Raw genomic sequence first — 12,304 nt, forward strand, 5'->3', positions numbered from 1 at the left:
TGTCTGAGCTCACGTGGTGTTCGCGGGCCGGATGCCAGGCGATCCGTGCAGCCCTGCTGCTGCCGGTGGGGGTACTCGATGACGACCGTTGAGTGAGGAGAAAGCATGGCTGAGCGTTCGAGCTCCGGCCGGATACTGGCAATGATTCTGGTGGGCCTGGGGGCCTTCCTCCTGGTGATCGCGATTCTCGTGCCGACGTACACGCTCGGGAAGCTGAGGACGACACCGCTCGATCTCGAGGTGACCACGGTCGCCGAGGGCACGGGCGACATCCTCAACTCCCGTCAGCTGCTCGCCGGCAACGCTCAGGTCGATCGCGACGTGCCGATCGTCGCGCAGCGCTTCGTCACCGTCGAGGATCCTTCGGACGCCGAGATCATGACGCTTCAGTCCGGTCAGACTGTGCGACGACTCGACATGCAGGGGGACACAGGTCTGGTCTCCGCCATCGTCGACCGCGTCACGGTCGACCGGAAGACGTCCATGCCCGTCTCGGCGGAGGAGTTCCCGGATCGTGTGAGCACGGTCCAGGTCAATGCCGACCGGCCGCCGGTGGAGATCGACAACCGCGAGGGACTGCAGTACAAGTTCCCGTTCGACGTCCAGCAGGAGTCGTACCCGTACTACGACATCAACGCTCGCGACAATTTCCCCATCGACTTCGTCGGTGAGGAAGAGATCAACGGCATGAAGGTCTACCACTTCCATCAGGAGATCGGCCCGATCGACCTGTCGAAGGCCGACCGCGAGGTCCCGACCTACAAGCTCAGCCTGCCCGCCTCCACCTGGGGTGTCGGTGAGGGCGACGAGCCGATCACGATGACCCGCTGGTACAACAACACTCGCGACCTGTGGGTCGACCCGGTCACCGGCGTCGTCGTCAAGGGCCAGGAGCAGCAGGACCAGTACTACGCCCGCGAGGCCGACAAGCCCGAGGTGACCGTTCTGAACGTGACGCTCCCGTTCAACGAGGAGACGATCGAGTACCAGATCGAGCAGGCCAAGGACGGCCAGGACACCATCTCCCTGTTCGGCCGCACCCTGCCGATCATCCTCGGCATCCTCGGCGTCATCCTGCTGATCGTCGGCTTCCTGCTCGGCCTCCGCGGCGGCGGCAACCGTCGCCCGGCCACCGCGACCGGCGGTCCCGCTCCGGCAGGCCCGGCCACGACCACGGTCGGCCCGGCGCATTCGGCCGGCGCGCAGCGCGATCACACCGAGGACCGCACCGAGGTCATCCCGCGCCAGACCGATCCGAACGCGCAGCAGCGCGACTGGACGACCGATCAGACGCAGGAGATCCCGCGCACCGATCTGCGGAAGCCTCCGACGCAGGAGTGATCGTCCGGTAGACGAATCGAGCCGCCCCTCACCGATCCCGGTGGGGGGCGGTGTCGTTCGTGGGTGACTCATCGGTGGGCGGGGTCGCCGCGTCGTCCGTGGACGACCGGGTCGCTGCAGCACCGCGCAGAGCGAGCACCGCGACCACCGCGGCCGTCGCAGCGGCCACACCGACGGCGACGGCGATGAACTGCCGCAGGGTCGACGCCACCGCGAACATCAGCACCGCCTCGAGGGCGAGTCCCGCCCACGCGACGAGCGCGAGATGCGTGCGCTCCCCGGCGATCGCCGACAGCAGCGCGCCCTGCAGGACGGCGAGACACGCGCCCTGCAACGCGAACAGCCACAGCAGCGACTGCACCGGCCCGTAGGCGTCGCCGACCAGCATCGGGACGATCGGTGCGCAGATCGCCGCGCCGGCGACGAGCACGGCGCCGATCGCGACGAGGACGGTGAGCGCCGACCGCACCGCGGCCGCCGACTGCGCGGGGTTCGCCATCCGCGGATAGAGCACCACACCGACAGCCTGCGGCAACCAGAAGGCGACCTTCGTCGCCACCGCCCCCAAGGCGTACAGACCGGCCGAATCGGGGTCGAGCAGCATGCGGGCGAGCAGCAGGTCGAGCGACGTGAGCGCGATGAGGGCCAGCTGCACCTGGGAGGCACGCAGCACCGCGCCGGCGGTCGGGACCGGTTCCGTCCTTCCACCCGACGTGCGGCCCACGAGCACGCTCGCGGCCAGCGCGACCGCACCCGTGCCGAGCGCCCCGGCGAACAGCGCGGGGCCGGGACCGCCTCCGACGGCGAGCACCGCCACGGCAGGCACCACCTTCGCGACGCCGGCGGCGGCCAGGACGGCGCTGAGCGCCGCGAACCTGCCCCTTCCCTGCAGCAGACCCTGTTCGGCGGCGAGGAGGACGAGCAGCGGCGCGGTGACGAGCGACCCGAACGCGCCCCCGACACTCGTGTCGAGCGCCCAGGCCACGACGGGCACGAGGAGCATCGCGACGACGAAGGCGAGCACGGCGCAGCGGTAACCGAGACGACGCAGCGCCGCGGCGCCGGTGCCGTGCACGGCCTCCCGGGCGACGACCGTCTGCAACGCCAGTGCCGGCACGGCGAGGACGAGCTGCGCGGCGAGCAGGCTCGCGAACTCGCCGTATCCGGCGGGACCGAGCCAGCGTCCCGCCGGCAGGTGCAACAGATAGGACGCGAGGTTCGCGGTCATCGCGCCGACCGTCACCAGTGTCATGCCGGCGACGGCGGTTCCCGTCGTCGAACCACGAATGGTCTCGGTGCCCTCCGACGCGGGTCGGGGTGTTCGCGGCATCCGCTCATCCTCCCATCCGGAACGACACCGTATTCTGCCGCCATGTCCCGCCCGGAGTCGTCCCGCATGTCCACGACGGCGGCTCTCCCGGCGGTCTGGTCCCTCGTCCTGGCGGTCGCGGTGCTCGGTCCGTTCCTCGTCTCCCCCGGCTACCTGCTCTTCCGTGACGCGGTGAGCACTCCCCGATCGTTCCTCACCGATTCCGCCCTCGGTCTGTCCGACGCCGCCGCCCGCGCGGTGCCGCAGGATGCCCTGCTGGCGTGGGTGAGCACCGTCGTCGACGGTGGTGTCGCGGTCACGGCGCTGCTCGTCGCGTCGTTGTGGGCCGCGGGATGGGGCGCAGCACGGCTGGTCGCGGTGGTGCTGCCGGCGAGTGGAACCGGCGCCCGGCTCGTCGCGGCGACGGTCGCGATCTGGAATCCCTATGTCGCCGAGCGGCTGCTGCAGGGGCACTGGAGTCTGCTCGCCGGGTACGCCGCGCTGCCGTGGACGATCGGTGCGGCCGTCGCGATCCGGCGACGGAGACGCGGCGGGTGGGCGTCGCTCGCTGTCTGCCTGGCCGCTGCGGGGCTGACCCCGACCGGTGCCCTGCTGGCGATCGTGACGTCCTGCGCCGTCCTCGTCGCTCCGGGTGGACGGACGCGGGTGCTGCCGCGCGTGGGCGGCGCACTCGCGCTGGGTGTCGCGGTGTCGTTGCCGTGGCTGGTCGCGACGGCGCTCGCCGGTGGCGGCACCGAAGCGGACCCGGCCGGCGTACGCGCCTTCGCCGCCCGGGCCGAACCGCTGCTCGGCACGATCGGTTCGGTGGCAGGGCTCGGCGGGATCTGGAACGCCGAAGCCGTCCCCACCTCGCGCACCACGGCATGGGCGCTGATGGGCACCCTGCTGCTGCTCGCGGTGGTGGCGTGCGGGGTGCCGGCGCTGTGGCGGCGACGCAGGAATCCCGTGATCGTCGCGGTGGTGGTGCCCGCCGTCCTCACGGTGCTCGTCATCGCCCTCGCCGCGACCGGCCCGGGACTCGCCGTCGGCGAATGGGCGATGGTGAACGTGCCCGGCGCGGGACTGCTGCGCGATACCCAGAAGTGGGTCGCGTGGGCGATGCCCGCCTACGCGCTCGCCGCGGCGGCCGGCACGACCGTCCTCGCCCGGCGCTTCGCGGCGCCCGAACCGGTGTGGGCGACGGCCGCGATCGCCGCCGTGCTGGTCGCGCTGCCCGACCTGGTGTGGGGTGTGGGCGGGCAACTGCAACCCGCGCGCTATCCGGCGGGCTGGGAGAAGGTGTCGCAGATCGTCACGGCCGACGGCGGCGACGTGGCGGTGCTGCCCGCCGGCATGTTCCGGGTCTTCGATTTCTCCGGGCCCGTGCCGGTGCTCGATCCGTCCCCGCGCATGCTGCGCGCCGACGTCCTGCAGACCGGAACCCTGATCGTCGCCGAGGGCAGTGTCGCCGGGGAGGGTCGCCGCGCGGAAGACGTCGAAACCCTGCTGTTGTCCGGCGCGGATCCGAGTGCGCTCGCCGCCCGTGGGGTGGGCTGGGTGCTCGTCGAGCACGGCACACCGGGCGAATCGGGCGCCGCGAAGAGCACGCTCGATGCCCTCGAACCCGCCTATCGCGACGACGATCTGAGCCTGTACCGGGTGGAGGGGGTCACCTCGACCCCGTCACCCCATCGCGCCCTGGCGATCGGGGCGCACGTGGTGTGGCTACTGGTACTGGCCGGCGGCGCTGGCTGCGCGCTCGGGCAGCGGGTCGGCGAGCATCGACGGCTCGTCGGCGCGCGGGAACAGTCCTGAGACGGTGTGCCCGAAGGTCGTGACGGACAGGACCTCGTGCACGCCCTCTCCCGTGGCCTCCCATGAGAACTCGCCGGCGCGGATGCGAGCCTTGTTGCCGAGCTGACGACGACGGTCGGCGTCGGCGAGCAGATCGGCGACGGCAGCGGTCAGTTCGGCGGGTGAGTCCACGAGCAGGCCGGTCACGCCGTCGATGATCGAGTCGGTCAGTCCCTTGGAGCTGCGGTAACCGATGGTGGGCACACCGTGCTGGGCGGCCTCGACCACCGCGAGACCCCACCCCTCCTTGCGCGAGGGCATCACGTGAACCCAGGCGCGGGAGAGCAATTCGTGCTTGCGCTGTTCGTCGACGTGGCCGTGGAAGGTGACGGCGTCGCCGATGCCGAGTTCGGCGGCCGCATCGCGGAGGTTCTGCTCCCACCAGCCGCCGCCGATGACGTCGAGATGCAGGCCCGGGACGGTGCCGCGCAGCGTCGCGACCGCGGCGAGGGCGTCCTCGATCTGCTTGTGCGGCACCAGCCGCGAGAGCACGCACACGCTCGGGTGGGCCGTGCGCGTGTCGTCGCCGCCCACCGCGACGCCCGCGGGGACGGCGTCGACACCGTTGCGGACCACCGCGATCCGCTCCCGATCGACGCCGAGAGCGCGCAGCTCGTCGGCGGACGGAAGGGAGACGGTGAGGTACTGGTTGCGGCGGTGTACGCGCGGCGACAGCGACGACTCGATCCACCAGCCGAGCTTGGCCATCAGCCTGCCCGCGACCGGCCACTGCTCACGATGGCAGTGGTGCACGAGCACCGTGACGGGCGCGCCGGCGACGAGCCGGGCGAAGAACGGGATGCCGTTCTGGGTGTCGATGACGGCGTCGGGGCGGATACCGGCGAGGGGGCCGACACCGAATCTGCCCGCGAGGATCGCGGCGAGCGCGCGCGGGTAGACGGTGAGCCGTCCCCCGCCGCGGCTGACGGTGATGCCGTCGATCCGGTCTCGCTCGGCAGCTCCGGGATAGGAAGCGGTCCGCAGGACGACGCGGACGCCGCGCGCCGCGAGTTGCGCCCCGACCTGCTCGAGATACCGCTCGCTGCCACCGCCCTGCGGATGCCCGGTATCGCGCCAGCAGAGCAGCAGAACCTCCCGCACGCGGTGACCCCCCTGTATGTCGACTCGACCACCCGGCCGGGCAGATGTGACTCGGACGATGACAGGGACACAGTAGCGGGTGCCGGTCGGCGACAGGTGAGGGACGAGTGCGCGGCCCGCACTAAAGTGACTGGACGTGCCATCGACGACCCGACCCCGCACCGACGTGACCCGGCTGTTCGCCCGCCGCGCCACACTGCGCCGTTCCGTGGGGTTGCTCGGCAGCTTCCGCTTCGAGCAGACGGCACCCGAGAAGTTCTACGGCGGTCTCGCGCGCGACACCGTCGACCTCATCGGCGATCTCTACTCGGGTCTGACCGGCGCCGATCTGACGGGCACCACGGTCGTCGACGTCGGTGGCGGACCGGGCTACTTCGCCGACGCGTTCACCGAGGTGGGGTCGCGCTACGTGCCGATCGAGCCCGACCCGTCCGAGATGCACGCCGCCGGCCTGCAGGTCGGCGGTGCGATCCGCGGCTCGGGCCTGGCACTGCCGGTGCGTACCGGCTCGGTGGACGTGTGCTTCTCGTCGAACGTCGCCGAACACGTCGCGACGCCGTGGGTGATGGCCGACGAGATGCTGCGCGTCACGCGGCCCGGCGGACTGATGGTGTTGTCGTACACCCTGTGGTGGGGGCCGTTCGGCGGGCACGAGACCGGTCCGTGGCACGCCTTCGGCGGCGAGTACGCGGCCCGGCGCTACGCCCGCAAGCACGGCCGGGAGCCGAAGAACCGGTACGGGGTGTCACTGTTCGACGTGGGCGCGAGCGACGGTCTGCGCTGGGCACGTTCGACGCCCGACGGTGAACTGCTCGCGGCCTTCCCCCGCTACCACCCGAGCTGGGCGTGGTGGCTCGTGAACGTGCCCGGCGTCCGGGAGTTCCTCGTCAGCAACCTGGTACTGGTCCTGCGGCGACGCTGACCCGTCGCTTAGTGTCGTCGCCATGACCGCATTGGCCCTGGACGTCGGCGGCACCAAGCTCGCCGCTGCCGTCGCCGCCGACGACGGCACCCCGCTCGAAGCCCGATCCGTACCGGTCCCCCGGAAGGACGTGTGGGGCGCGTGCGCGGGACTGCTGCGGGAGGTCGCGGAGATCGGCGACGGACCGGTGACCGCCGTGGGTATCGCCGCCGCAGGACCGGTCGACACGAACGCCGGGACGATCGGTCCGATCAACATCTCCGAGTGGAGCTCCGGCTTCGCACTCGTCGACGCCGTGCGTTCCTTGTTCCCCGACGCCCGCGTCGATCTGGTGATGGACGGCCCGGCCGCGACCCTCGCCGAACAACGCTTCGGCGCCGGACGCAACGTGGCCGACCTGCTCGGGGTCGTGCTCGGCACCGGTATCGGCGGCGGTCTCGTGCTCGGAGGCCGGATCGTGCGCGGCCGCACCGGAAACGCCGGCCACATCGGGCACGTCGTCTCGCCCTACGGCACGACGGTGTGCGCATGCGGAGGGGTCGGCTGCATCGAGACCGTGGCGAGCGGCCCGTCGGCGGTGCGCTGGGCCCGTGCCCACGGCTGGGATGGCCCCGACGGTGTCGCGCTGGCCGCGGACGCCGAGGCCGGGGTCGGCGTCGCCGCGGCGGCACTCGAGCGGGCCGGGACGGCACTGGGCCAGGTCATCGCGTCGGCAGCAGCACTGGCGGATGTGGGACGGGTGGTCGTCGGCGGGGGCTTCGCGCAATCGGGCGGGCACCTGTGGCGGCCGATGCTCGCGTCGGCGGCCCGGCACGCCCGCCTGCGGTTCGTACAGGACCTGCAGATCGTCCCCGCCGAACTCGGCGCACTGGGCACCCTCACCGGCGCATCGATCGTCGCCGCAGGTCACGACTGGATAACCTGACCCGGCACACCGGGCTTTCCGGCCTACCCTGAGGACCACATCGGAGTCCCGGCGGAAACCGGTGACGGGCCGCCGGGATGCTCTGCGAGCAGATCGGCGGTACCGGATGCGGATTGCTGACATTTTGCGGAACAAGGGCTCGGCGGTGCACACGGTCGGGCCCGGCACCACGGTGTGCGAGCTCATCGGCGACTTCGCACGATTCAATATCGGCGCAATGGTGGTGTGCGAGGGCAAGAGCGTCGCCGGGATCGTCACCGAACGCGACGTCGTGCGAGCCCTGCACGAACGCGGACCGTCGATCCTCGCCGCCCCGGCACACGAACTGATGTCCCGGACGGTGACGACCTGCCTGCCCACCGATTCGGTCGACAGTCTCGCCGAGACCATGACCGAACAACGGATCCGGCACCTGCCGGTCGTGGTGGACGCTCAGCTGGTCGGGATCGTCAGTATCGGCGACGTGGTCAAGAGCCGCATCGACGAACTACAGACCGAACGCGACCAGCTCGCCTCGTACATCCACGATGGCGGCTGACTTGTCGTTCCACGACGGTGGCTGAGAACTGATCAGTTCTCGCCGGTCGCAGCGTCGTCGGGAGACGTGTCGCCGGTGGCACTCTCCTCTGCGGCACTGTCTTCGGTGGCGCTCGGGCGGTCGAGGATGCTCACGCTCATCCCGTAGGGCAGGAACCGCACCGAGCGTCGCGGGTCGGTGTTGCCCTTGAGCGTGCGCAGCGCGTCGAGTTCGGTGCGATGGACCTGGTCGACGCGGGCCACGCCGTCGTCGTCGGTGGTGTAGACGACCCAGACGCCGTCGCCCTTCTCACCGGTGGTCTCGGGCCGCGGCTGCGTGCGCGTCGGCGCCACCGGCGGTTCGAGGAACGAGAAGATGCGGTCCTTCAGTTCCCGCAGTTCCTCACCGGCTTCCCGCACCACGCGGTCGAGATCTTCGGGGTCGAACCCGAACGGATTGTTCTCCGCCATGACATGTCTCCTGACCGTTGGGCACCCTCCAGTGTGGTGACGGTCGCCGATTCGCGCCACCCGACTCCTCCCCCGCCCTACTGTGCAGCCGAGGGAGGAAGGAGACATCCATGGTGAACGACACGGATCTGCAACATCTGAGGCGGTGCGTCGAACTCGCGGAGGAGGCGGTCGCGGCAGGTGACGAGCCGTTCGGGTCGGTGCTCGTCGACGCGGACGGCGAGGTCCTGGCCGAGGACCGCAACCGCGTCGCCGACGGCGACAGCACCCGGCATCCCGAGTTCACCCTCGCGCGGTGGGCGGCCGAACATCTCGAACCGGACCGGCGCGCCACCGCCACCGTCTACACCTCCGGTGAGCACTGCCCGATGTGCGCGGCCGCGCACGGCTGGGTGGGCCTGGGGCGGATCGTCTACGCGGCGTCCTCCGAGCAACTGGCCCGGTGGCTCGGCGAGATGGGTGTGCCGCCGGCGCCGGTCCGTCCGCTGCCGATCCGCGAGGTAGTGCCCGATGCCGTCGTCGACGGGCCCGTTCCCGAGCTCGAGCAGGCGATTCGGCTCCTGCACCGTCGCTGCCACCTCGGGGAGTGAGCCTTCCCGTCCCATCCGGTCTGGTCACCCCCTGGTCAATAGTTGTAACGTGTTCTAGTGTTCGAGGTCACACGAATACGGCCGATACACGAGCACAGCCAGGTGAGGAAGCGACATGACCGACTACGACAAGTTGTTCATCGGCGGCGAGTGGGTGGCACCGTCGACCGACGAGAGACTCGAGGTGTTCTCCCCCGCTACCGAGGAGCGCGTCGGCTCCGTGCCGGTCGCGGGACCGAAGGACGTCGACGCCGCGGTCGCCGCCGCCCGGCGCGCCTTCGACGACGGGCCGTGGCCGCGCACGTCGCCGGCCGAACGCGCACAGGTGCTCGCCAAGGCCATCTCGCTCATCGAGCAGCGCAACGACGAGATCGCCGGCGTCATCGCCTCCGAACTCGGCCAGCCGGGCCCCTCCGTCCAGATGGTGCAGATGACCCCGGCCCTGGGGACGCTGAACTACTACGCCGGACTGGCGGATTCGTTCAACTGGGTCGAGGAGCGGACCGGATCCTTCGGCCGCACCCGCGTCACCCGCGAACCGGTCGGCGTCGTCGCCGCCGTCATCGCGTGGAACGTGCCGCTGTTCCTGTGCGCCAACAAGATCGCGCCCGCTCTGCTCGCCGGATGCTCGGTGGTGCTCAAGCCCGCACCCGAGGCTCCGCTGGCCGTGAACCTCATCGCCGAGATCTTCACCGAGGCAGGCCTTCCCGAAGGTGTGCTGTCGGTGGTTCCGGGCGGCGCCGAGACCGGCGAGAACCTCGTGTCCCATCCCGACATCGACAAGATCACCTTCACCGGCTCGACCGCGGTGGGCAAGCACATCGGTGAGATCGCGGCGCGCAACCTCAAGCGCTGCTCGCTCGAACTCGGTGGCAAGTCGGCGGCCATCGTCCTCGAGGACGCCGACCTCGATTCCACCATCGCCATGCTCGTGATGTCGGGTCTGATCAACACCGGTCAGGCGTGCGTCGGCCAGACGCGCATCCTGGCTCCGCGCTCCCGCTACGACGAGGTCGTCGAGAAGGTCGCCGGCGCAACCGCATTCTTCCCCGTCGGCCCTCCCGGCGACGAGGCCGCGCAGATCGGTCCGCTGATCTCCGCCAAGCAGCGCGACCGCGTCGAGGGCTACATCGCCAAGGGCAAGGAGGAGGGTGCCCGCGTCGTGATCGGCGGCGGCCGTCCGGCGCACCTCGACAAGGGCTACTTCGTCGAGCCGACGATCTTCGCCGACGTCGACAACTCGATGACGATCGCCCGCGAGGAGATCTTCGGTCCCGTGCTGTGCGTGCTGCCCTACGACAGCGTCGACGAGGCCGTGAAGATCGCCAACGATTCCGACTACGGCCTCGCCGGTTCGGTGTACACCACCGACGTCGAGAAGGGTCTCGAGATCGCGTCGCGCGTGCGCACCGGCACGTACGGAATCAACTGGTACGCATTCGATCCCGGTTCGCCGTTCGGCGGGTTCAAGAACTCGGGCATCGGACGTGAGAACGGACCCGAAGGGCTCGAGGCGTTCTGCGAACTGAAGTCCGTGCTCTACCCGCCCGGCTACGAGGGCTGATCCCGCAAAAAGGGGAGGATATGTGCGTTCTCGTCGGAGAACTCGCACATATCCTCCCCTTTTTCGTGTTTCGGGAGGACGCGACTTCAGATGTACATCGCGGGATCGATGTACGTCGTCGGATCCACGAGCGGTTCGTGCTTCTTGCGGGACCGGACGGTCGCGGGGATACCAGTGGCGATCGAATCCGCCGGCACGTCGTGGGTGACCACGGCGTTGGCGCCGATCGCGCTGTCGTCCCCGATCACCACCGGGCCGAGGACCTTCGCCCCCGCCCCGACGGTGACCCGGTTGCCCAGCGTCGGATGACGCTTCTCCTTCGCCAGCGACCGGCCGCCGAGCGTCACGCCGTGGTAGAGCATCACGTCGTCACCGATCTCGGCCGTCTCACCGATGACCACGCCCATGCCGTGGTCGATGAAGAAGCGCCGGCCGATGGTCGCGCCGGGGTGGATCTCGATGCCGGTGAGGAACCGGGTGAACTGCGCGAGGATCCGCGCAGGTCCCTTCAGGGCGGGCACCTGCCACATCCGGTGCGCGATGCGGTGCGACCAGATCGCGTGCAGCCCCGAATAGACGATGGCGTTCTCCGCGTCGCTGCGCGCGGCCGGATCGTGGCCGCGCGCCGACTGCAGATCCTCCCGGAGAGTGTGCAGGATACCCACGACGGCGATCAGTCCCGGATGTGCTCGAACAGCGGCGTGGAGATGTAGCGCTCGCCGAAGTCGGGAACGACGACGACGATCAGCTTGCCGGCGTTCTCCGGACGCTTCGCGATCTCGAGTGCGGCCCACACGTTGGCGCCGGCCGAGATGCCGCCGAGGATACCCTCGTCGGTTCCCAGGCGACGGGCGACCTCGATGGCGTCGTCGAACTTCACGTCGACGATCTCGTCGTAGATCTCGCGGTCGAGGACCTCGGGCACGAAGTTCGCGCCGATGCCCTGGATCTTGTGCGGGCCGGGCTCACCGCCGGTGAGGATCGGCGAGTCGGCAGGCTCGACACCGACGATCTTCACGTCGGGCTTGCGGGCCTTGAGGGTGCGGCCGACACCGGTGAGCGTGCCACCCGTGCCGATGCCCGCGACGAAGATGTCCACGGCACCGTCGGTGTCGTTCCAGACCTCTTCACCGGTGGTGCGCTCGTGGATCTCCGGGTTGGCCGGGTTTCCGAACTGGCGGGCCAGGATGGCGTTCTCGGTGTTCGCGACGATCTCCTCGGCCTTCGCGACGGCACCCTTCATGCCCTCGGAGCCGGGGGTGAGGACGATCTCGGCACCGTAGGCGCGGAGCATCACGCGACGCTCGGTCGACATCGTCTCGGGCATCGTGAGGATGACCTTGTAGCCGCGCGCAGCGCCGACCATGGCGAGCGCGATACCGGTGTTGCCGGAGGTGCCCTCGACGATGGTGCCGCCGGGCTTCAGCTCACCGGACTTCTCGGCGGCGTCGATGATCGCGACACCGATGCGGTCCTTGACGCTGTTGGCCGGGTTGTAGAACTCGAGCTTCGCGGCGACGGTGGCGCCGGCCCCCTCGGTCAGACGGTTGAGCTTGACGATCGGGGTCCGCCCGACCAGCTCGGTGACGTTGTCGTAGATCCTGCTCATGCTCGATCCTCCTCATGGCCACACACGGCGGCTCGGGTCGCGGTCTCGGTCTATTGCACCATTTCGCCATCATCGGACGACTCGGCGGGCCCATCGATGTAC

Annotated in this window: 12 protein-coding genes; 7 read left to right on the plus strand and 5 right to left on the minus strand. The window is 70.1% G+C overall.

What is annotated here, in order from left to right:
- Nucleotides 1-105 precede the first annotated feature (105 nt).
- Nucleotides 106-1,341 carry a DUF3068 domain-containing protein gene (locus tag C6Y44_RS21305; RefSeq protein WP_159417507.1) on the plus strand — a complete coding sequence of 412 codons (1,236 nt, stop codon included), beginning with the start codon at nt 106-108 and terminating at the stop codon, nt 1,339-1,341.
- A gap of 28 nt (nt 1,342-1,369) precedes the next feature.
- Here C6Y44_RS21305 and C6Y44_RS21310 read toward each other — a convergent pair whose 3' ends face one another.
- Nucleotides 1,370-2,671, minus strand: a complete 1,302-nt coding sequence (locus tag C6Y44_RS21310) for a polysaccharide biosynthesis protein (RefSeq protein WP_404817776.1) — start codon at nt 2,669-2,671, stop codon at nt 1,370-1,372.
- Nucleotides 2,672-2,713: 42 nt separating this feature from the next.
- Here C6Y44_RS21310 and C6Y44_RS21315 point away from each other — a divergent pair, with 42 nt between their 5' ends.
- Nucleotides 2,714-4,465, plus strand: a complete 1,752-nt coding sequence (locus C6Y44_RS21315) for a hypothetical protein (RefSeq protein WP_159417506.1) — start codon at nt 2,714-2,716, stop codon at nt 4,463-4,465.
- Here the strand turns inward: C6Y44_RS21315 and C6Y44_RS21320 are convergent.
- On the minus strand, nt 4,376-5,605 hold the full coding sequence (locus C6Y44_RS21320) for a glycosyltransferase family 4 protein (RefSeq protein ID WP_120280375.1): 1,230 nt from the start codon (nt 5,603-5,605) through the stop codon (nt 4,376-4,378). The genes C6Y44_RS21315 and C6Y44_RS21320 overlap by 90 nt on opposite strands.
- Nucleotides 5,606-5,771: 166 nt before the next feature.
- Here C6Y44_RS21320 and C6Y44_RS21325 point away from each other — a divergent pair, with 166 nt between their 5' ends.
- The 3 genes from C6Y44_RS21325 to C6Y44_RS21335 all read left to right on the plus strand — a co-directional run bounded on the left by C6Y44_RS21325 (nt 5,772) and on the right by C6Y44_RS21335 (nt 7,990).
- The gene (locus C6Y44_RS21325; protein WP_120283687.1) at nt 5,772-6,527 is read left to right on the plus strand and encodes a class I SAM-dependent methyltransferase; all 756 of its coding nucleotides are present in this window, start codon (nt 5,772-5,774) and stop codon (nt 6,525-6,527) included.
- 22 nt (nt 6,528-6,549) lie between these two features.
- Entirely contained in the window at nt 6,550-7,452 is a 903-nt protein-coding gene (locus C6Y44_RS21330) for an ROK family protein (RefSeq protein ID WP_159417505.1), read from the plus strand.
- A gap of 106 nt (nt 7,453-7,558) precedes the next feature.
- Complete coding sequence (locus C6Y44_RS21335) at nt 7,559-7,990, plus strand: CBS domain-containing protein (protein WP_174246985.1); 432 nt, start codon at nt 7,559-7,561, stop codon at nt 7,988-7,990.
- Between the two features lie 32 nt (nt 7,991-8,022).
- Here the strand turns inward: C6Y44_RS21335 and C6Y44_RS21340 are convergent, their stop codons facing one another.
- A complete protein-coding gene (locus C6Y44_RS21340) occupies nt 8,023-8,439 on the minus strand; it encodes a hypothetical protein (protein WP_159417504.1) in 417 nt (138 codons plus the stop codon).
- A 110-nt stretch (nt 8,440-8,549) separates the two neighbouring features.
- On the opposite strand from C6Y44_RS21340, the gene C6Y44_RS21345 reads away from it, so the two are divergent.
- On the plus strand, nt 8,550-9,029 hold the full coding sequence (locus tag C6Y44_RS21345) for a nucleoside deaminase (protein WP_159417503.1): 480 nt from the start codon (nt 8,550-8,552) through the stop codon (nt 9,027-9,029).
- 115 nt (nt 9,030-9,144) lie between these two features.
- Nucleotides 9,145-10,593 (plus strand): aldehyde dehydrogenase, encoded by a 1,449-nt coding sequence (locus tag C6Y44_RS21350; RefSeq protein ID WP_159417502.1) that lies wholly within the window; start codon nt 9,145-9,147, stop codon nt 10,591-10,593.
- A gap of 86 nt (nt 10,594-10,679) precedes the next feature.
- Here the strand turns inward: C6Y44_RS21350 and epsC are convergent, their stop codons facing one another.
- On the minus strand, nt 10,680-11,258 hold the full coding sequence (gene epsC / locus C6Y44_RS21355; protein ID WP_006552687.1) for a serine O-acetyltransferase EpsC: 579 nt from the start codon (nt 11,256-11,258) through the stop codon (nt 10,680-10,682).
- An 8-nt stretch (nt 11,259-11,266) separates the two neighbouring features.
- Nucleotides 11,267-12,202 carry a cysteine synthase A gene (gene cysK / locus C6Y44_RS21360; protein WP_016694541.1) on the minus strand — a complete coding sequence of 312 codons (936 nt, stop codon included), beginning with the start codon at nt 12,200-12,202 and terminating at the stop codon, nt 11,267-11,269.
- Nucleotides 12,203-12,304 lie beyond the last annotated feature (102 nt).

This window comes from Rhodococcus rhodochrous, from assembly GCF_014854695.1.
In the GTDB taxonomy this organism is placed as follows: domain Bacteria; phylum Actinomycetota; class Actinomycetes; order Mycobacteriales; family Mycobacteriaceae; genus Rhodococcus.

What these genes read in the sequence shown, in the direction of transcription:
- C6Y44_RS21340 (WP_159417504.1), bottom strand. Translation starts at nt 8,439, where the DNA reads ATGGCGGAGAACAATCCGTTCGGGTTCGACCCCGAAGATCTCGACCGC.
- C6Y44_RS21330 (WP_159417505.1), top strand. Translation starts at nt 6,550, where the DNA reads ATGACCGCATTGGCCCTGGACGTCGGCGGCACCAAGCTCGCCGCTGCC.
- C6Y44_RS21305 (WP_159417507.1), top strand. Translation starts at nt 106, where the DNA reads ATGGCTGAGCGTTCGAGCTCCGGCCGGATACTGGCAATGATTCTGGTG.
- C6Y44_RS21335 (WP_174246985.1), top strand. Translation starts at nt 7,559, where the DNA reads ATGCGGATTGCTGACATTTTGCGGAACAAGGGCTCGGCGGTGCACACG.
- C6Y44_RS21345 (WP_159417503.1), top strand. Translation starts at nt 8,550, where the DNA reads ATGGTGAACGACACGGATCTGCAACATCTGAGGCGGTGCGTCGAACTC.
- C6Y44_RS21350 (WP_159417502.1), top strand. Translation starts at nt 9,145, where the DNA reads ATGACCGACTACGACAAGTTGTTCATCGGCGGCGAGTGGGTGGCACCG.
- C6Y44_RS21315 (WP_159417506.1), top strand. Translation starts at nt 2,714, where the DNA reads ATGTCCCGCCCGGAGTCGTCCCGCATGTCCACGACGGCGGCTCTCCCG.
- cysK (WP_016694541.1), bottom strand. Translation starts at nt 12,202, where the DNA reads ATGAGCAGGATCTACGACAACGTCACCGAGCTGGTCGGGCGGACCCCG.
- C6Y44_RS21310 (WP_404817776.1), bottom strand. Translation starts at nt 2,671, where the DNA reads ATGCCGCGAACACCCCGACCCGCGTCGGAGGGCACCGAGACCATTCGT.